At 42.0% G+C, this 21367-nt stretch carries 9 protein-coding genes and 1 pseudogene; 7 read left to right on the forward strand and 3 right to left on the reverse strand.

What is annotated here, in order from left to right; all coding sequences use genetic code 11:
* Positions 1-290: 290 nt before the first annotated feature.
* From QUA99_RS01585 to QUA99_RS01595, 3 genes are all read left to right on the forward strand, one after another.
* Positions 291-4622 carry an amino acid adenylation domain-containing protein gene (locus QUA99_RS01585; protein ID WP_333234666.1) on the forward strand — a complete coding sequence of 1444 codons (4332 nt, stop codon included), beginning with the start codon at positions 291-293 and terminating at the stop codon, positions 4620-4622.
* A 71-nt stretch (positions 4623-4693) separates the two neighbouring features.
* The gene (locus QUA99_RS01590; RefSeq protein ID WP_333234667.1) at positions 4694-6286 is read left to right on the forward strand and encodes a hypothetical protein; all 1593 of its coding nucleotides are present in this window, start codon (positions 4694-4696) and stop codon (positions 6284-6286) included.
* Between the two features lie 225 nt (positions 6287-6511).
* The gene (locus QUA99_RS01595; RefSeq protein WP_333234668.1) at positions 6512-8188 is read left to right on the forward strand and encodes a hypothetical protein; all 1677 of its coding nucleotides are present in this window, start codon (positions 6512-6514) and stop codon (positions 8186-8188) included.
* 19 nt (positions 8189-8207) lie between these two features.
* On the opposite strand, the gene QUA99_RS01600 is transcribed toward QUA99_RS01595, so the two are convergent.
* Both QUA99_RS01600 and QUA99_RS01605 read right to left on the reverse strand, forming a co-directional pair.
* Positions 8208-9200: a lysylphosphatidylglycerol synthase transmembrane domain-containing protein gene (locus tag QUA99_RS01600; protein WP_333234669.1), complete on the reverse strand. Its 993-nt coding sequence runs from the start codon at positions 9198-9200 to the stop codon at positions 8208-8210.
* Positions 9201-9229: 29 nt separating this feature from the next.
* On the reverse strand, positions 9230-10174 hold the full coding sequence (locus tag QUA99_RS01605; protein WP_333234670.1) for a glycosyltransferase family 2 protein: 945 nt from the start codon (positions 10172-10174) through the stop codon (positions 9230-9232).
* Positions 10175-10683: 509 nt separating this feature from the next.
* Here QUA99_RS01605 and QUA99_RS01610 point away from each other — a divergent pair.
* From QUA99_RS01610 to QUA99_RS01625, 4 genes are all read left to right on the forward strand, one after another.
* Positions 10684-15615 (forward strand): type I polyketide synthase, encoded by a 4932-nt coding sequence (locus QUA99_RS01610; protein WP_333234671.1) that lies wholly within the window; start codon positions 10684-10686, stop codon positions 15613-15615.
* A gap of 262 nt (positions 15616-15877) precedes the next feature.
* Positions 15878-17488 (forward strand): zinc-binding dehydrogenase, encoded by a 1611-nt coding sequence (locus QUA99_RS01615; protein ID WP_333234672.1) that lies wholly within the window; start codon positions 15878-15880, stop codon positions 17486-17488.
* A gap of 1 nt (position 17489) precedes the next feature.
* The gene (locus QUA99_RS01620) at positions 17490-19145 is read left to right on the forward strand and encodes a condensation domain-containing protein (RefSeq protein WP_333234673.1); all 1656 of its coding nucleotides are present in this window, start codon (positions 17490-17492) and stop codon (positions 19143-19145) included.
* Positions 19146-19346: 201 nt separating this feature from the next.
* Complete coding sequence (locus tag QUA99_RS01625) at positions 19347-20681, forward strand: MFS transporter (RefSeq protein WP_333234674.1); 1335 nt, start codon at positions 19347-19349, stop codon at positions 20679-20681.
* 24 nt (positions 20682-20705) lie between these two features.
* On the opposite strand, the pseudogene QUA99_RS01630 reads toward QUA99_RS01625, so the two are convergent.
* Positions 20706-20819: pseudogene (locus tag QUA99_RS01630) on the reverse strand (IS630 family transposase); the annotation flags it as partial.
* Between the last annotated feature and the right edge of the window lie 548 nt (positions 20820-21367).

Consider the following 21367-nt stretch of genomic DNA (forward strand, 5'->3'; position numbering starts at 1 on the left):
TGAGCAGGGAGAATAGATACTGCGCTCTACCTCACCTGCCAAAGAAAATATCCTACAAAACAGACTATGTAAGGGTTTCAGGCATCCAGCAGGTCGATCGCCGTATCCTGACGGTGCTTGAAACAATGATATAACTTTATGGCAAAATTGCTGAAACTGGACGATCGTCCGTTATAGTTCTTCTGGGGTCTGAAGCACTCCGAAGACGGGAAATAAGTATTGCTACTCAACCGGACTTCGGGCAAATTGTCCAAAGTCCAATAAAGATCACCTCTCAAGATCATAGTTTTATGCCTAAGTCCGCTAAAGAAGATATCTTGCTGCCTTTGACTGACGCCCAAAAACAACACTGGATTTTAGCCCAACTAGAGAACGAGAATTCAATTGCCTACAACCAATCAATCAGCGTGCAAATGCGCGGTTCGCTCAGCTTGTCAGCGATGCAGAGGGCAATACATAAAGTCGCAGATCGCCACGAAGCTTTACGGACCCGGATTTTGCCTTCGGGAGAGCAACAACAGGTTTTGCCTGTGCTTAATTTAGAGCTACCCCTACTGGACTTTTCTAATCTAGATAGTAGTGAACGCAACCTGAAAGCGGCTGATTGGTTTGACAAGGAGAGCCGAAATATTTTTCAAGTGAATGAGAGACAACTTTGGCGTATTCAAGTTCTTAAGCTAGAAGAAGAACTCCATTGGTTAGTGTTGAGCGCCCATCACATCGGACTAGATTTTCGCTCAATGCTCTTGATTCTCCAAGAGTTAGGAGTTTGGTATTCAGCGGAGTGTCAGGGAGAAACTTGTCAATTACAGGAGCCAAAGCAATTTCAAGAATATATAAATTGGCAAATACAGCAAAGCCATACTTTGGAAATGGCAAATTCCCAAGCTTACTGGTTGGAGAAATTGGCTGGCGAACTTCCGGTATTAGATTTACCGACAGACTGGAATCGTCCCGGTAATAGAGATTTTCATACAAACACTGAAACTGTAAATCTAGATGAGCAGGTAAGTCAAAAACTTAAAATATTTAGCAGGGAAAGAAGTTGCACTATTTTGGAAACTCTGCTGGCAGTATATTTTGTATTGCTACATCGACTTTCAAGGCAGACCGATATTATAGTAGGAGTGCCGACAGAGGGACGGTACTTGGAAGGCAGTGAAGAATTGGTTGGCTGCTGTGGAAATTTATTGCCAATAAGAAGTTTGCTGGAGAGCGATATCATATTCTCAGACTATCTCAAACAGATTGAAAATGTCTTGTCAGAAGCCGAAAAACATAAAAATTATCCCTTTGCCAGATTGAGCGATCAACTCAACAATCAAAATGCCACGAGAAACTCGCCTTTGCTCGCAACAATGTTTAGCTTAAATCAGCCAATTGTTGTGCCGCAGATGTGGGGGTTGGAAACCAGTTTATATCCTCAGCCTAGCGATTTTAAGGATTATGACTTGTATTGGAAAATCACTGAAACAGATGGGCAGCTAACATTAAAAGCCAGTTATAGTACGCAGTTGTTTGCATCTGAAACAATTAAGCGCTGGTTGGGACATTTTCAGACCCTCCTCAAGGCAATATTAGAAAATCCAGAACAGAATATCAGGCAGTTACCCCTACTCACCAGTGAAGAATCTCATCAGTTGTTAGTGGAATGGAATAACACTGAAAGTGATTACCCATTCGATAAATGTATCCATGAATTGTTTGAAGAACAGGTGGAGCGGACACCGGACAATGTAGCAGTGGAACTGGGGAACAAGCAACTAACTTATTCTGAATTAAATGACCGGGCCAATCAACTGGCGCGTTACTTAGAAACCCTTGGCGCAGGACCTGAATTACTGGTGGGAGTCTGTGTAGAACGTTCTTTCGACGCGATCGTGGGGGTGCTAGGAATTATCAAAGCTGGTGGTGCTTATGTGCCTCTAGATCCCAGTTATCCTCAAGAACGTTTGGCATATATGTTGAATGATTCTGGGCTGAAGGTTATCCTGACACAGGAAAAATTAGTTGCCTCGTTACCTGAAAATCAGGCTAAGTCGATCTGTTTGGATAGAGATTGGGAAGTAATTGACAAATATAGCAAACAGAATGGGGTGAATAAAGTTAAAGCGAATAATCTGGCTTATGTCATTTATACTTCTGGATCTACTGGTAAACCTAAAGGTGTTTTAAATACTCATCTTGGATTGTGCAATTTAGCATTATTTCAGAGCAAAGGTTTTCATGTTAAATCAGATAGCCGCATTCTCCAGTTTGCTTCCTTGAGCTTTGACGCCTCAGTATGGGAAATTTTTGCGACACTCATTTCTGGTGCTGCATTGGTTCTAGGCACATCAGATACATTGTTGGTAGGACAGAATTTGCTACAGTTGTTGCGCGAACATTCGGTTACTCATGCCACAATCGGACCTGCTGCTTTGGCGGTGTTGCCTTCAGACCAATTGCCATCTTTAGAGGTCTTGATTGTAGCTGGAGAAGCAGTATCGAGTGAGGTGGTCAGGAAATGGTCTTCTGGACGACGTTTGTTTAACGCTTACGGTCCTACGGAAGCGACTGTTTGCGCTACGGTAGCCCAGGTGCAGGATGCTAACCAGAAGCCGCCGATCGGTCGCCCCATCGCTAATGCTAAAGTTTACATTCTGGATGATTATCTGCAACCTGTACCCATAGGAGTACCTGGGGAACTTCATATTGGCGGATTAGGGTTAGCAAGAGGTTATCTCAACCGGGAGGAGTTAACAAATTCAAAATTTATTGCCAACCCTTTTAGTTCGGTTTTGGGCGATCGCCTCTACAAAACTGGAGACTTGGCTCGTTATCTTCCTGATGGGAATATAGAGTTTATCGGGAGGATAGACAATCAGGTAAAAATTCGCGGTTACCGGATAGAACCAGGAGAAATTGAAGCATTGTTAAGCCGCCATCCCCAAGTGCGGGAAGCGGTGGTTATTCACAGGGAAGACCAATTGGGTGATAAGCGCTTAGTAGCTTATGTAGTCCCAGAACTTGACAAAGAAGATGTGGTGCGAGAGGGTAATGAAACCTCTGTTGAACTCTGGCCTTCTGTGGCGGAATACTACGTTTATGATGAATTGTTGTATTACGCCATGACCAACGATTACCGTCGCAATCAGAGCTATCAAGTAGCTATTAACCAGTCGGTCAAAGATAAGGTGGTTGTAGAAGTTGGGACAGGAAAAGATGCGATTTTAGCAAGATTATGTGCGGAGGCTGGGGCAAGAAAAATCTATGCGATCGAGCGAGATGCCAAAACAGCCAAGCTTGCGGAAACTTGCGTTGCCAATCTGGGGTTATCCGATCGAATCACGATTGTTCATGGAGATGCAACTGAGGTAGTATTACCAGAACTGGCAGACATCTGCGTTTCAGAAATTGTGGGTTCTATTGGCGGTTCGGAGGGTGCTGCTGTAATTATCAATGATTCTCGGAGGTTACTCAAACCAGATGGGGCAATGATTCCCGAAAGAAGTGTTACCAAGATTGCCGCTGTGACACTTCCTGATGAAATTTTGTCCGATCCGAAATTTACCAATGTTTCTGGGCATTACACTGATAAGATATTTGGGCAAGTAGGATATCCCTTTGATTTGAGAGTCTGTATTAAAAGGTTTCCTAAATCCAATTTGCTGTCTGATATACAAGTATTTGAAGATTTAGACTTCACTAAACCAGTAAGTTTAGAAGCAGCCCATGAAGTAGAGTTTGAAATCGTCAATTCGGGAAGATTAGACGGTTTTCTAGTTTGGCTAAACCTGCATACAGTCAAGGGAGAGGAAATCGATATTCTGGAACACGAACATTGCTGGCTACCCATTTACTTTCCCGTTTTTGAGCCTGCAATCTCAGTGTCAAAAGGTGATAAAATCGAAGCAATTTGTCAAAGAACTCTTTGCGACAATCAACTGAATCCAGATTATGCGATCGAAGGGAGATTGCTAAAAACAAATGGGGAAGCGATCGAATTCAAGCATCAGTCTTATCACTCAAAGAAATTGTTCAAGCAAACTCCATTCTATCAGCGATTATTTGCTGACTTTTCTGGTTCTGTAAATGCCAAAGTTAACAGTGGGAAGCAAGCGGCGGGACTGGGAAACAAAATTGGGGAATATTTGAGGAAACATCTTCCCGAATATATGATGCCTTCCTCTTTCGTGCTCATGCCAAGCTTGCCTCTGACACCTAATGGAAAGGTAGATCGTAAATCACTACCAGCTCCCAACTTAAGTACAAGATCTGATGTGGATTACGTCAAACCAAATTCCGGAATAGAAAAAATTATTGCTGAGGTTTGGCAAGATGTGCTTGGGATAGAAAAAGTAGGAATCAACGACAATTTTTTTGAATTGGGCGGAAATTCCTTATTAGTTGTGAAGGTTTACAATCAATTGCTAGCAAATGCAGATGCTGGGTCACAAAAGCTTTCGATGGTAGAGTTGTTTAAGTATCCAACCATAGCGGCTTTGGCTAAACATTTGAGCGGGAAAATAAATAATTCTTCTGAGTCAGGTAAAGCTTATGGTGAGGCTCGTAGCGTCGCTCAAGAAGCCAGGTCGCAACAACGAGAACTCAGACAAAGACATCGTTCTCAGAAAAAATAGTAAGTGAAGAGTAGAAGTGACATCTATGTTAATGTTTGAGACTATCTCGCTTTTCTTAATTTTCAATAATCATGAGTAGAGAACTATTTTATAGCTTTGCGATCGCCCAAATACCCAAAATCTTAACCTTGCTCGATCGCAATCCCCACAGCCCAACTTACGGTTGTTGCGATCGCAACTTTTGGCACTACAAAATCATTGATTTTCCCAGCGGTATGGCGCAAGAATTTGTCTTGCCCCTAGCTTTGGCTTACGATACCAACGTGCCCGACAACCCGTTTTATCGCCAATCAACAATCCGAGAATCGGTAGAGGCTGGTATTCTCTACGCCGCCAAAAGCGCACACAAAGATGGTTCCTGCGATGATTATTTTCCCTACGAAAGAGCTGGGGGAGCAGCGGCTTTTTCGCTGCTAGCCTGCGTTGAAAGTTACACCCTCATCGGATTGAACAACCCTAAGATTTTAACTTTCTTTGAAAAGCGAGCTGATTGGCTAGCTCACCACCATGAAAGCGGACGGCTAACCAACCACCAAGCCTTAATTGTACTGTGTTTGGAACTGGTTTCAAAGCTGTTGTCTACTGCTAAATGGGATGCAATTAAACAGCAACGCTTAGAAAAGGTATTGTCTTGGCAAAACCCCGAAGGCTGGTTTCAGGAATATGAAGGCTGCGATCCAGGTTATCACACCTTAACAATTTCCTGTCTGGCAAGGATTTATGAATTGAGACCAACAACAAAGTTAAAAGATGCGATCGCCCTCGCCGTTGACTTAGCCTCACATTTTGTTCATCCCGATGGTTCTTTTGGAGGTGAATATACCAGCCGCAACACCTACAATTTCTTCCCGCACGGTTTCGAGTTGGTCGGAAAATGGCTGCCCAAAGCTTTACACATTAATGACAGTTTTCTCATCGGACTTGCTAATGGTAAAACGCCATGTTACGCTGACGACCACATCATCGGTCATCATACGTGGAATTACTTATTAGCTTGGCGAGATTTTGTCCTCGATCGACCCCTACTACCCCCACGACCTACAGGTCGCCTTTGGTTGCAAGAAGCGCAAATTTTGATCGATCGCCGCCACGACACCGAACTTTATTTAGCACTCAACAAAGGCGGAGTATTCAAACTCTTTCGCGGCTCTGAGCTTGTGGCTTCCGATACCCAATTCTCGTTGCAAATCAGAAAAGGTAAAACCATTAAAAATGCAGTGGCTCATCTGATAGATTCTTATCAAGTCCATTTGACAGAAGACGAAGTTTCTATTCAGGGACAACTCGGTTGGGCTAAACAGAAGCAAATGACAACGATAAATTTATTATTGCTGCGAGTGGTTATGCTTAGTTTTGGGCGTTTCTTTCCTAACTTAATTCGCAAATTACTGCAAAAAATGTTGATTACAGGTAAGAAAAAAGCCCCCTTCCATTTTGAACGTCAATTGCGCTGGGAAAATGGCAAGTGGCGCGTCATAGACCAACTGCAAGCAGAATCTTGGGAAAATGTCGTTAGTGGAGGTATTGGCTGCGACCAAACCTCAATTTATGTAGTTATGAGCCGAACTTTCCAAATAGGTCAAATACAGCCTTGGCTCGATCTCACAGAGAAAATCACAGAAATAGCCCCCCGTCAACTGTTAAAATTAGAGCGCAATCTTTAAAGAAGATGGAATATTCCGTTTGAATGTAGAATCCTATTTAGATAAGTTGGTTAGAGGCTAAAATATCCTTAACTTTGAGAGCTTTCGCGCTAAATCCGTTTTCACCAATCTTTTGACTAATCATTTCTACTGCTACTTGATTTCCCATTGACCTAATCAGTTTATCGGTATAGTATGAGACTTGTTTTTCCTCGGTTCTCAACTTTTAAAACATCCTCTAAATATATGAAACAATCTCGGTTAATTTTTATTATTCTCACGAGCATTTCAAGTTTATTGTTAGTATTCGTGGCTTTGAAGAATCCTCAGAGTCTTTATAGCGATTCTGCGTGGCAGATGAAGGCGTTACAACAGTTTATTGCTGGAGACTCCCCTTCGTTTAATCATCTAGTAAGACCTAGTTATAATGACCTTGCTGTTAATGAGGCTATATGGATTACTTGGTGGCCTCCAGGAACTAATTTGCTAACCTATCCACTGATGGCACAGGGAATACCAGTGGGTATGAGTATCCGCATAATTGCGATCGCCAGCTTTGTTTTAGGTTCTCTAGGTTGGATCAGTTGGTTTTCTCTGTTCGATCTTCCTATTTGGATAGGGGGAATTCTGGCTGTTGCTATTCCTAGTCTGCGCTATGGCAATCATGCTTTGTTTCAGTATTCTGCCGAAGTGCTAGTTTCTGCTTATGCTCCTTGGTTGCTGTTAGCTACTTATCAATTTAGTAAATTTTGGAAAAATGAAACTATTTATATTAAAAATTGGGTAAAAGTTTTAATCATTTCTCCTGTCATGGGCTTAATTATCGGCTTGGGCTTTATTCTAAAATACTCACTCTTATTTATTGTATTAGGAACGTTGATTTATCTAGGATTTCAATGTGCTACTAATAACTCACTACAGCAAAAAAATAGTAAACTAACACCTTATCTATTAGTCTGCTTATTTTCTGCTATTCCCTTGTTAACTCTCAGCTTAGTTAACCAAAATCTAGCGAAAACAGCAAATCTTATTACAGCTACAGCTAAAATAATTGGCTTAAAATGGCAAAGCTTTATCTATTTGATAGCTAATCCTGCACTAGCTATGACCGATGCCGAATTACTAGGGAAAACTTTGATCCTTAATTTTCAACCTTCGATTGCTCCAAATTCGCTTTGGATAGGTTTAATCGGTATTCCCGGAGGGATAGTATTGTTATGGTTGATTTTACGTCGTCAGGAGCGAGCAGTATCAGAAGCCAGCTTATTAGCTAAAATTGTATTTTTTACCAGTATGGCAGCTATATTTGGTATTTGGTCAGTTGGTGCAACTGTTAGTTACGAAGCACGTCATGTAACCGCAGCAAGTCTGGCTATTTTACCTGTAGCTTTACAATCAGGATGTGAACTATGGAACAAAAAGTATGATAGCTTTTTTATCAAAATTTCTTTGTGTATTGCTGCAATCTTTTATATTGTTATTCCTCTGGTTTATAGTAGTACATCTATTTTTATTAAGGCGCGAGAAACATCCGTTAATTATACGCCAGCTTCCAGCCAAATATATAACCCTTGGTTAGCTTCTCAAGACTTAGCTAAGGTTCGGACAGAATTAGTCAAAGATTTTAACGAGCAAACAGATATCTGGTATCTACCAGATCCGGTTGCGGCATTAGACTTACCAGGAAGAGCAATCATTACCCATGCTGATTTTTACGGAGGTTTACAAGATACAAATTTACATCGGCAAGCTTTTTATACTAGCATCCCTCTGCGCGTTCACGTTCTCTTGCCGCCTAGGTTTGAAGATAATGGTAAAGGTGCGCTGATCAGATCGTCTTTTCCCCAAGCAGATGAATGGATTTGTCGCGAAATAGAGGAAAGTAATTACGTTAAATGGATATCAACCTTAGAAGTAAAATAAATGTTTCATTTTTTCCTTTTTACCCTTGAGATACTTCTTGATACTCTGGAGAGTCTTTTAGTAAAAATTCTCCCAAAAAGGGCAAACCGCCCAGGGCTGGTAACAGATATCGTGAGGTACAAAGTAGGGCTAATGCCGCAGATGTAGGGGCATCGAAATAGGGCTGATAAAAAAAGATCAAAGCCGCGTCGCGAGTTCCAACTCCCGCAAAAGTTAAAGGCAGTAAACCTGCTAAAATTGCTAGGGGTGAAAGGGCTAGATTTGCTAAAAACGGTGTCCATGCCCCCAGTGCTAGGATAAATAGCCAAATTTGTAATAGGTGTAAAAACCAGATTAAGATAGAAACAATAGTTATCTTAGCTAATTGAGCTTTGTTGCTCCAGAAATAATTTTGCATTTCCAGCCAAGATATCTGCAAATTTTCTAGTTTAGAAGCAATTTTATTTGGGGCTATTTTAACCGCGTTTTGGAAAAAAATCTCAGCAATTTTTGAGGAACTCAGTAATAAAATACCTGCTAATAGTCCGAAAGCAACGCTGCTAGTCATTAGCCAAAACAACCAATCTTTTGCAGGATAAATTATTAAACCAAATGCACACCAGAGTAGCAATGATAATAAATCGCAAGCTTTCTCAAAAACAACTAAAGATAGAGACAGGGAACCATCTAAATGTCCTCGCTGCTTCATAAAATAAGCTTTGGCAATGTCCCCCATTTTTGAGGGTAATAACATATTTAAGACGCTAGACGCTAGGATTAAGCGATTGGCTTCGCCAAATCCTAAAGTTTGTCCTCTTGGCATTAGTTGTTGTAGTCGCCAAGAAGTCAACATTGTTAGGGGCACAACCATGCCTAGGCTAACTACCATCCACCTACCCTGACAATTCTTAAATACCTTTATTAATTCATGCAAGTCTATTTTCCAGTAGATGGCTACCAGAATCAATAAACTAACAATTAAAGATATAATTTTTGTCGCTCCTGTCTTCGATATAGATTGTCGCTCGGCCATTTTTTATTAACCTTTCCTTGTGAATTAATTTAACTTGAGCATTTATTCCAACGACTTTGCCGTTGAATTTCTTCGAGTAGTTTCCGGTTAGCTGCTATTAAGTCGGCAACGAGACCAAAGATCCATAGTTGAAACCCAATTAGAATCAAGATAGCAGCAAGAATTAAGCTGGGAAGGCGGGTTCTTTCGCTTCCCATAAAGAAATATATCAGCCAGCGAATCCCTAAAACAGTACCAATGCTTAAGGGGATATTTCCCAATAAAAAAAAGAAGTATAGGGGCTTGTACAGCGTGAAAATGCGGAGAATGGTAAAAAACGATCGCACGACATAACTCCAATTGCTTCGCACTAGACGAGATGGCCGTAATGCCGGATTTGTTTGAATCGGTACAGAAGTAATTGCTATTCCTTGTTGCCCTGCTTGGATAATTGTCTCAATGGTGTAAGTATAATTATTAAAAACATTGATTTGCATAACGGCTTTCCTACTGAAAGCACGAAAACCGCTAGGGGCATCGGGGATATCGGTATTAGAAGCAATGCGTACTACCCAACTTCCAAGTTTTTGCAGCAGCTTTTTCAGTGGAGAAAATTCAGTATTTGTCTCAATCGATCTAGCCCCTACTACTATTTCTGCTTCTTCCAGAAGAATAGGCTGAATTAATTTGAGAATGTCAGCGGCACAGTATTGATTGTCTGCATCTGTATTGACAATAATATCTGCCCCAGCTTGGACAGATGCTTCTAGTCCGGCCATAAAAGCTTTGGCGAGACCTTGGTTTTGGGGGAAACTGACGATATGATCTACTCCGTGGGATTGTGCTACTTCTATTGTGCGATCGCGACTGCCATCATTGATTACCAACCATTCGACGGTATCGACTCCAGATAACTGACGCGGCAGTTCTTTCAGAGTTATACCTAGTGTTTCTTCTTCGTTGTAGCAGGGAATTTGGATAATCAGTTTTGTCATTTGACTGGGAACTTAAAATGAGATTTTTTTACTGAATCAGGACTGACACTAACCCTCTAAACTTAAAATGGGCAGTACCCATCTTATACTAAGTGGTAGTTAGCAATTTAATTTACAGCGGGGGCTCTGGGGAGAGGAAGTTACGCAACACATCTGCCATTGGGTATTATACTACCTGTAGTTATATTTTTCACCGTCGTAATCTGTAAATTATGTCCCAATACTAGGCGAACTGCCGTTTGCCCTTACTCGACTATACAAATGCAATTAGTAGTCGCGTTACTCGTAACGCTATTAAATAAAATTTATTGAAATGATGCAAACGTGTTATAGTTGAGGTTTTCCAAAAAATATACATATATGTACATTATGTACATTATTATGAAATTGTAAATATTTACTAAAATTTTTATAAGAGGCAGTCAGGCATCATATAATTACCTGGTTAATCCTGTCGTAATAAAATATGACTGGATCAAAAAAATGTTTAATTTTTTTATTGGTATTACATGAATGATTTAGAAATAGCAGTAATCGGCATGTCATGTCGTTTACCTGGGGCAAAAAATATCGAAGAATATTGGCAAAACCTGCTCTCTGGTGTCGAGTCAATTTCTAGGTTCTCAGATGAGGAGTTGTTAGCTGAAGGTGTAAAAGCAGAGTTGTTGAGTAACCCTGACTATGTAAGAGCTGGTGGAGTGCTGTCAGAGATAGATATGTTCGATGCCAGTTTCTTTGGTTTTAGTCCCAGCGAAGCTAAGTTAATGGATCCGCAACAACGTATGTTTTTAGAATGTGCGTGGGAGGCAATAGAGAAGGCAGGTTATAACCCAGAAATCTATGATGGTCTAATTGGCGTTTATGCAGGGGTAGGTATCAACACTTATTTACTTAATAATATTTATCAAAATCCAGATATATTGAAGTTAGTTAATCTGCACCAACTTGTGACAGCCAACGATAAAGACTATTTGCCAACGCGAGTGTCTTATAAGCTGAACTTGAAGGGACCGAGCATCAACGTGCAAACGGCGTGTTCTACGTCATTGGTAGCAGTGCATCTGGCTTGCCAAAGTTTGTTGAATGGTGAATGCGATATGGCTTTGGTAGGTGGGGTGTCGGCGCGAGTTCCTCACAAAGTAGGCCACTTGTATGAAGAAGGAATGATCTTATCGCCAGATGGACATTGTCGTGCTTTTGATGCCCAAGCAAGAGGGACTGTAGGCGGAAATGGTGTAGGAATTGTTGTTCTTAAACGACTGTCAGATGCGATCGCCGATGGAGACTGCGTTCACGCGAAAATTAAAGGCTCGGCTATTAATAATGATGGTTCCTTGAAAATAGGCTATACAGCTCCTAGCATAGACGGTCAAGCAGCGGTTATTGCGGAAGCTCAGGCCGTGGCAGGGGTCGATCCAGAAACAATTACTTATATCGAAGCTCACGGCACGGGAACAAATCTGGGCGATCCCATTGAAATAGCAGCACTTGCACAAGCTTTTAGGGAAAAGACGGATCGGAAAAACTTCTGCGCGATCGGCTCAGTCAAAACTAATATAGGCCATACAGATGCAGCATCTGGTGTCGCGAGCTTGATTAAAACGGTATTAGCGTTGAAGAACAAGATAATACCTCCTAGCTTACATTTTGAAAAGCCAAACCCTAAAATTGATTTTGCAAATAGTCCTTTCTACGTTAATAATTGCTTGTCAAAATGGGAAACTAATGGTTTTCCGCGCCGCGCTGGGGTCAGTTCCTTTGGGATTGGAGGCACTAATGCCCATATTATCTTAGAAGAAGCGCTACCGACCGAAGCATCAGGAGAATCACGTCCCTGGCAAATTCTAGTCATTTCAGCCAAAACAAGTGATGCCTTAGAGCAAAGAACAAAAGATATAGCAGCCTATTTCCAGCAAGAACCGGAACTGAACATCGCGGACGCAGCATATACTCTGAGTATGGGTCGCCAAGCATTCAACCACCGACGCATGCTTGTTTGTCAGCAGCTTGATGAAGCGGCGATCGCCCTCAGTAAATTAGAACCTACACAAGTTTTTACCAGCAATATCGAACCAAAAGAACGACCTGTCGTGTACATGTTTTCTGGACAGGGTTCTCAGTATATTAATATGGGGCGTGAATTATACGACAGCGAATCAATCTTTAGGGAGCAAGTCGATCGCTGCGCGGAATTATTACTGCCGGAACTAGGAATCGATCTGCGCCTGGTACTCTATCCGAGTGCGGAAAAAGCGGAGGTTGCAGCCCAAGAACTCAAACAAACAAAAATAGCACAACCAGCTTTATTCGTAATAGAATATGCCTTGGCGCAGCAATGGCAAGCTTGGGGAGTGCACCCAGAAGCGGCGATCGGTCATAGTATTGGAGAATATGTAGCAGCTTGTATAGCAGGGGTTTTTTCATTAGAAGATGCCCTATCTTTAGTGGCAGCCCGTGGGGAAATGATGCAGCAAATGCCCATCGGTGCTATGCTTTCCATTTTTATGCCTAAAGAAAAAGTACAAACCTTATTGGGAACAGAACTATCATTAGCAACAATTAACTCTCAGTCTAGCTGCGTAGTTTCAGGTCCGGTAGCAGCAGTCGATGCTTTAGAAAAACAACTCGCATCTCAAGATATTCAATGTCGTCGCCTACAAACTTCCCATGCTTTTCATTCCTGGATGATGGACCCGATGTTAGACGGCTTTGCAAGGCGGGTAAAACAAGTTAGCCTTCAGCCTCCAAAAATTCCCTACATCTCCAACCTGACTGGCAAATGGATTACAGTAACCCAGGCGACAGATCCTAACTATTGGGTAAGGCATCTGCGTGAAACCGTGCTATTTGAAGAAGGTTTGCAAAATTTATTCCCAGATCCCGATCGAGTATTGCTAGAAGTGGGACCGGGACGAACCTTGAGTACCCTAGCTAAAAGACATCCAGATAAGCCTGCAGCGCAGCTAGTATTAACGTCGCTGCGCCACCCTCAAGAAGAACAGGCAGATCTAGCTTTTCTGCTCGATACTTTGGGCAAGTTATGGTTGGCTGGAGTAAAGGTGGATTGGTCTGAATTCTACAGTAGGGAGCGACGCCATCGTCTGCCATTGCCTACCTATCCCTTTGAACGCCAGCGTTACTGGATTTCACCTCAAAAACCACAGGAGGTTAGTCAATCAAACGGGTCAGGTGAAGAAGGTAAAAAGCAAGATATTACCGATTGGTTTTACACCCCGTCTTGGAACAGGTCTCTGCCCGGGGCCGCTAAACAGGACAAACTACCAGCTAGCGTCCTAGTGTTTACTGATGAATATGGTTTGGGCGACCAACTGGCAAAACAGCTACAAGCACAAAGTCGAGAGGCGATCGCGGTTAAGATTGGGGAATCCTTTACCAAGCTGCACGAGGGCTTGTATGCTATTAATCCAAGAGAAATCAAGGACTATGAAAGATTGTTCGCAGAACTACCGTCCATTCCCAAGACAATCGTGCATCTGTGGAGTTTGGTAGGAGATGACCGCCCCCCATGCGACTGGGAGGGAATTGAAGAAGTTTTAGATCGAGGCTTTTACAGTCTGCTGTTTCTCGCTCAAGCATTAGGTAAACAGAACTTAAATGATGATTTTCAACTCGCAGTCGTCTCCAATAATTTGCAAAATGTGACCGGACAAGAACGGTTGCGTCCAGAACAGGCAACAATCATAGGACAGGTGAAAACCATCCCCCAGGAATATCCTACTTTTAACTGTCGGAGTATTGATATACAAATTCCTCAAGCAGGAAGCGAACAGTATCAGGAAACGATAGACCAACTGATGACCGAGTTGAAAATTCCTTCCTCTGATGAAGCGATCGCTTACCGAGGACAGCATCGTTGGGTACAAACTTTTACACCCATACCCTTGGAAGACAAACCAAATGAGGGGATACAACGATTAACCGCAGGAGGAGTCTATCTAGTAACAGGCGGAATGGGAGGTATGGGACTGGTATTAGCAGAATATCTGGCGCAGACAGTACAAGCAAAACTGGTTCTGATCGGGCGATCGGCTTTTCCAGAACGAAACGAGTGGTCAGAGTGGTTGGCGACTCATGACTCAGCAGAAAACGTTAGTTGCAAAATTCGGAAATTGCAAGAACTGGAAAAATTTGGCGCTGAAGTTTTACCTTTGCGTGCAGACGTTGCTGATTTTCAACAGATGCAAAAGGCGATCGGCCACGCAAAGCAACATTTTGGTAAAATCAACGGAGTTATCCACGCCGCCGGAGTGCCTGGTGGCGGCTTGATTCAGCAAAAAACGCGAGAAATGGCTGAAAAAATTCTCGCTCCCAAGGTAAGGGGTACTCTCATTCTCGACGCCCTTCTCAAAGATACTCAGCTAGATTTCTTTGTTGTTACTTCTTCACTAAATTCCGTTATCCCTGTACTGGGTCAAGTTGACTATTGTGCTGCCAATGCTTTTCTCGACGCATTCGCTCAGTATAAAAACTCCAAAGGTAAATTCACAGTATCTATAAACTGGGATGCTTGGCAAGAAGTTGGTATGGCAGCGGCGACGGCAGAAAAATCAACAGGAACAAAAGCCAATTACTCGCAGATCGCTCACCCGTTATTCGATAGCGTTATGGGAGTAGATGAAAGCAACAAAAAAATATACATATCTAACATGAGTATCAGTAAAAACTGGATACTCCAAGAACATCTGGTCATGGGACAAGCAACTATTCCAGGAACTGCATACTTAGAAATAGCGAGAGCGGCTTTTGAACACCTCACTCATAGCGAAACCGTTGAACTGCGAGAAGTATTTTTCTTGACTCCATTAACTGTGAAATCAGACGAAGAGAAAGAAGTCAGAACGATTATTACTAAAAATGGAAATGAGTGGGAATTCGAGATAGTTAGCAAATTGAATTCCGATTCAGAGCAGTGGCAAAAACATTGTGTTGGAGAAATTGTCAGCCTAGAAGTAGAGAAACCTACGCAACTTGCGATCCAAAAACTAGAAGCAAAATGTCTAGAACACAAACAAACACCCATTATAGTAGAGAAACCTCAAGCAAGTTTGATAGAATTCGGTCCCAGATGGGACAATGTAAAATGGGTAAAGTTTGGTCAAAATGAGGGATTAGCCTTTCTGGAACTGAACGAAAAGTTTATATCTGACATCAAAGACTATAAATTACACCCAGCTTTATTAGACACAGCTACCGGTTTCATGGGCTTGAAAAATCAAGATGGCGCTTACCTGCCGTTTTCTTATAAAAAAGTCAAAGTCACTAGAGCGATACCAGAAAAAGTCTACAGCTATATTACACGACAACCAGTTGATGGTAAATCGTCCAGTTTGAAAATGAATGTTACCATCGCAGACGAAATGGGAGTGGTAATAGTGGACATTGAAGAGTATACTCTCAGGAAGATCGATGGCAGCAAATAATACCATTAAAATCTGGGGTAAGATACTTTGCAGTACCTATTTGTTAGCAGGCTTATTCACACAAATCTAAAGTTGTTAAGATGCCAGTTCTAAGTATTTCAGCTTACTATCATGATAGTATAGTGCGGTAACTTTAGTCGTTGATTACGAAACAAAAATGCCAGTTAAGAATTATGAATTTGATCGGTAAAAGGTTTGATTTGATGAAAAGATTAGATGAAAAGTGACGGCTGAATACTTACACTTAACTAGATATTGAAATATGATAGAGATAGAACCAAAAACGGAAAAAGAACAGTTTTTTCAGGAAAGTGAAAACGTTTGCTTGGAAATTGCCGAACTAGGACTACTGGACACTCTCAAATTTCAGTCAGTCCCCCGCGTCCAACCCGGATATGGTGAAGTAGAAATAGAGGTTCTGGCAACGGGTCTGAATTTCAAAGACGTACTCCGAGCATTGGGGATGATGCCGGTGGAACCGGATGTACCTGTTAGATTTGGCTTGGAATGTGCTGGAAAAATAGTCAACTTGGGAGATAAAGTTGAAGGATTTGAAATTGGAGACGAAGTCATAGCTTTTGGTTCCAACTGTTTTAGTAGGTATCTAAGAAGTTCTACAGAATTAATTGTTAAAAAACCCAAATTTCTCAGTATAGAAGAAGCCGCAACAATACCAGTAGCCTTTATGACTGCTTACTATGGCTTAATAGAATTGGCAAGGCTACGACGTGGAGAGAAAGTTCTTATTCATGCTGCCACAGGAGGCGTGGGAATGGCATCTGTACAAGTGGCTCAGTGGGTGGGAGCAGAAATTTTGGCAACGGCTGGCAACCCAGAAAAACGCGCATTTCTGCAAGGACTGGGGATAGAATATATTATGGATTCCCGGTCTCTGGATTTTGCTGATGAAGTGATGCAATACACCAACAGTAAAGGTGTAGATGTCATTTTGAATTGCTTAGCTGGAGAATTTATAGCAAAGAACTTTGCGATTATGGCTCCCTACGGACGTTTCATAGAAATAGGGATGCGGGATATATACAGTAATAGTCAATTCGGTCTAGAACCATTCAAAAAAGGTTTATCTTTATTTGCGCTGTTAGTGGGGCCTGAACTTCCAAAATTTAGTTCTATTTTTCGAGATATCGTGCAAGAATTTGACAAAGGGAGTTTTAGTCCGCTTCCGGTTAAGGTATTCTCGGCAATGTCCGTGAATGAGGCTTTCGCATATATGGCGCGGGCTAAACATATCGGGAAGATTGTGGTGTCTTTCCCGGGGCTGGCGGAACATAAAAGTCAGGAAAGTCAGGGAAAAAATGACCGGGTCTCTGTTGCGGATGTCAATTACCGCAGTCGTGAAAGAGAGCTCAGTCAAGGGATACTGCCGAAAGAAGGTTTAGAAGTTTTTAGACGAATTTTGGGCGCTAACCTACCCCAGGTTGTAGTATCTACCGTCGATTTGACAACAAGGCTAAAGCAAGCGACACAGACTGCCGGAGGTATTTTCTTAAAAGAATCAAAATCAGCAGCACCAGTATCCTCAGTTGCCCATCCTCGCCCCCAACTCAATAGTGCTTACATAGCCCCTAGCACCGACGTTGAGAAAAAGGTGGCTAAAATATGGCAAGATTATTTGGGAATTGACCAAGTGGGGGTTCATGATAACTTTTTAGATTTAGGTGGCGATTCTTTGCTGGCTACGCAAGTCATTGCTAGATTGCGGGAAGTTTTTTCTGTAAAATTATCTTTGGCTAGTTTGTTTGAAGCCCCTACGATTACCCAGATGGCTAATCATATTGAAGGAATGATTTCTGCCGAGCGGGGACTCAAAGACACAAGCAATATAACAGATAGAGAAGAAATAGAAATTTAATATGAAAAGCACTTCGGATTTTTTATTAGATTTGCAAAAGCAGGACATCAAAGTTTGGGTAGAAGGGGCTCGCCTGCGATGTAATGCGCCGAAGGGAATGCTCACACCAGAATTACAGGCTGAATTGACAGCTCGCAAGCAAGACCTGATAGCATACTTGCAGCAACAGGAGCAAGGGGCTTTAGAAGAAACATTTCCTTCTATTCGTCCAGTTTCCCGAACTCAAGAGCTACCTTTAAGTTGGACTCAGCAACGACTTTGGTTTCTAGATAGACTAGAAGGAGGAAGTAACGCTGCTTATAATTTGTCAACGGTCTTAGAGATAAATGGCAACTTAAATGTCAAAGCTCTAGAACAAACCTTAGCTGAAATCATTAAGCGTCATGAGATATTGCGTACCACTTTCAAGTTAGTCAATGGTACACCAGTCCAAGCGATCGACCCCGGCTTAACTGTAAGATTACCTGTCATCGATTTGCAGCATTACTCAGAAGTGGAAAAAGCTTCCCAAGCGCGACGGTTAGCTATTGAAGAAATATCACGAACGTTTGATTTAGCCAACGGCCCGTTGATGCGGAGTAGTTTGTTGCAACTAGGTTCAGAATCTCACATTCTGCTCATTACCATGCATCATATTGTCTTTGATGGGTGGTCTACAGCAATCTTTGTTAATGAATTGTCTACTTTATATCAAGCCTTTGCAAAAAACTTGCCTTCACCTTTAACAGACTTACCAATTCAGTATGCTGACTTTGCGGTTTGGCAACGCCAGTGGCTTAACGAAGATATCCTAAAACCCAAGCTAGACTATTGGAAACAAAAACTCGCTGGAACACCGCCATTGCTAGAATTGCCGACAGATCGCCCCCGTCCTCTAGTAGATAGTATGCAAGGAGATAGCGAGACATTTCAGTTAAGCGCAGAGGTAACTGAAAAGCTCAAAAATCTCAGTAAGAGGTCTGGAGCTACTCTTTATATGATTCTGTTAGCAGCTTTAGCAACTTTATTGTTTCGTTACAGTTCTCAGGAAGACATTGTTATTGGTTCTCCGATCGCCAACCGTTACCCTAAAGAGACAGAGCCACTCATTGGACTATTTATTAATACGTTGGTATTGCGGCTTAATTTGGATGAAAATCCAAGTTTTCTGGAATTATTAACTCGGGTGCGTCAAGTAACTTTAGAAGCATACGAAAATCAGAATGTTCCTTTTGAAAAGCTAGTAAAAGAACTTAATGTAAAACGAGATTTGAGTCGTAATCCTTTGTTTCAGGTATGGTATACTCTGCAAAATACGGCAGTTGAAGGATTAGAATTAACTGGTTTGCAAGTGCGAACGCTGGAATTCGAGAACCCAACTGCGATTTTTGATTTAGAATTTATTCTAGAATATATACCAGAAGGCATAAAAGGTCGGTTGAGATATAAAACAGATTTATTTGAGGCATCGACAATAGTTCAAATGCTAAAGAGTTTTCAAACACTTCTACAAAGTATTGTAGCAGAACCAGAACGCCGGCTAAGTAATTTAAGACTTTTGACAGATGAAGAAACAGGAGGTTACAGTATATATAGCTTTCCGGATGCGGAGCTAAGTCAAAACGAGTTCGAGAAGTTGATGATGGAAATTGCAAAGATTTCTGTTGAGTCTCTGTAATAACCTTTATCTCGGGTGGAATAGCTTAAAATCTTCATTCAACCGAGCAATTGATGGCATTAAGCCTTCATCTTCGTCCTTATTATCAGCGCGATAACCAAGTCCAAAAGCTTATTAAGAGTAGTTTATAGCCAAAGTTGTAGCCCCGCAGGTATTAATGTATCATTTATTTACAGATGTGAAAGATTTACAAAGGAAAAAATGAAAGTCTTTACCTTCATCTGGTTCGGTCAGCTAATCTCCCTGATTGGCTCGACTCTTACCAGCTTTGCCTTGGGCGTAAGAGTTTATCAAAACACAGGGTCTGTCACGCAGTTCGCCCTGATCACTCTGTGCGCCACTCTACCTCTAGTGGTAATTTCTCCTATAGCCGGCACTCTAGTGGATCGGTGGAGTCGGCGCTGGACGATGATTCTTAGTGATTGTGGTAGCGGTATGTGTACGCTGGCGATCGCTGTTTTGGTAGCCACTGGTACGCTTCAAATCTGGCACATATATGTGATTACAGCGCTAAATTCCTTATTTAGCAGTTTCCAATGGCCTGCTTATACTGCGGCAACTACCCTGTTAGTTCCCAAAGAACAGTTGAGTCGCGCCAGTGGCATGGTTCAGTCAGGAGAAGGCGTCGCTCAAATCCTATCTCCCGCGATCGCTGGTGTTCTTCTAGGAACAATAGGATTGAGGGGTATTATTTTCCTCGACCTCGCTACTTTCATTTTTGCGCTATTAAGTTTACTTTGTGTCCGGTTTCCAGAGTTGGAGACCACTACGCAAGAAATTAGCATAAAAGCGCTTTGGGAAGAATTAGTCTACGGCTTCACCTACATTACCACGAGACCAGGGTTAGTCGGAATACTTATTTTTTTCGCGGTTATTAACTTGTTTACGGGATTAATAACTGTCTTGTTCCCTCCTTTAATACTAGAGTTGTTCTCTCCTGTGGTGCTGGGTACTGTCGAGTCGATTAGCGGCATAGGTATGCTCGCTGGTAGCTTGCTGATGATTATTTGGAAAGGTCCAGCTCAGCGCATTAATACTGTATTTGGGGTTGCTATATTTATGGCTGTGTCTATCATGGCTGTGGGATTACACAGTTCCATATTCTTTTTATGTATTGGTGGTTTTCTCTTCTTATTTGGTTCCCCAGTTATCCGTGCTTGTCTCCAAGTTATCTGGCAAACAAAAGTTGCACCCGAGGTTCAAGGAAGAGTTTTTGCCCTTAGACGGATGGTAGCCCGGTCATGTCTACCCTTGGCGGCTCTACTAGCCGGACCGTTAGATGACTATGTTTTTGAACCTTTAATGACAACGGATAGTCCTTTAGCATCAAGCCTTGGACAAATCATTGGCGTAGGAACAGGTCGCGGCATCGATCTGCTGTTCGTCTTCCTGGGCTTATCGATGATATTGACAACCTTTTTGGCATACCTATATCCTCCTCTGCGGCTTGTTGAAAGCCAACTGCCTGATGTCCCTTCTTCTGCGGAGTGTTCGCTCGACCCACCTCCAATTCAGTCAGTTGCTCCTATCCTCTAATTTGTCGGTGAGGCGTTTAGTTTATTCAGGAGGAAAAGCTTCATAAAAAGCACTTTTGACATGAGTATTAAGATTATCTTGAACCACACTAATCACTTTGGCATGAGGATAGCGCTCATCTACTAAATATTTCAGGATTTGGGGATAATTCTCACTTGAAGCATAAATTTGCTTCAAAGGCAAATTTATGCTTCGTAAGAGTGTTACTTAAACCAAAAGATCGCTTTTTTTTAAGGATAAGCGGCAAATGTCTGGGGGGGTGACAATCCGCCCCAAACCCAGAGATTGTAAACATTTAGCCCGGTTATGCTAAAAAAAGATTGGCAGCCGAATTGTTACACGCTAGCCTATCCCAAAAATAATGTTACCAACATTTTATTAGACCCACTTACAAAGACAACTGACACCAGTCCAGTTTATTCTACTCAGAATCTTGCTCCCCTTGATACAATCTGAGAAGGAAGTGAGGTTAGAGAGACTCGTGCGAATATTCCCTTACCCAAATACTACCGAAAGTCGTCGCAAACTACAAAGATTTCTTGATTTATAGCCTTTCGAGCGAAAGATGAGGTACAGTAACAGCCCACATTCCGCACCCCCAACTGGCACATACACGCAGTGAGGGGGTAAAAGTGAATCGTCAGAGACCAAGCGCGAGTAAAAATACTCAATTATTTCGGTCGCGA

Origin of the sequence: Microcoleus sp. F10-B2 (assembly GCF_036704965.1) — a bacterium.
Lineage (GTDB): Bacteria > Cyanobacteriota > Cyanobacteriia > Cyanobacteriales > Microcoleaceae > Microcoleus.

Coding starts and splice junctions, on each gene's coding strand:
- QUA99_RS01585 (WP_333234666.1), top strand. CDS start 291: ATGCCTAAGTCCGCTAAAGAAGATATCTTGCTGCCTTTGACTGACGCC.
- QUA99_RS01590 (WP_333234667.1), top strand. CDS start 4,694: ATGAGTAGAGAACTATTTTATAGCTTTGCGATCGCCCAAATACCCAAA.
- QUA99_RS01595 (WP_333234668.1), top strand. CDS start 6,512: ATGAAACAATCTCGGTTAATTTTTATTATTCTCACGAGCATTTCAAGT.
- QUA99_RS01600 (WP_333234669.1), bottom strand. CDS start 9,200: ATGGCCGAGCGACAATCTATATCGAAGACAGGAGCGACAAAAATTATA.
- QUA99_RS01605 (WP_333234670.1), bottom strand. CDS start 10,174: ATGACAAAACTGATTATCCAAATTCCCTGCTACAACGAAGAAGAAACA.
- QUA99_RS01610 (WP_333234671.1), top strand. CDS start 10,684: ATGAATGATTTAGAAATAGCAGTAATCGGCATGTCATGTCGTTTACCT.
- QUA99_RS01615 (WP_333234672.1), top strand. CDS start 15,878: ATGATAGAGATAGAACCAAAAACGGAAAAAGAACAGTTTTTTCAGGAA.
- QUA99_RS01620 (WP_333234673.1), top strand. CDS start 17,490: ATGAAAAGCACTTCGGATTTTTTATTAGATTTGCAAAAGCAGGACATC.
- QUA99_RS01625 (WP_333234674.1), top strand. CDS start 19,347: ATGAAAGTCTTTACCTTCATCTGGTTCGGTCAGCTAATCTCCCTGATT.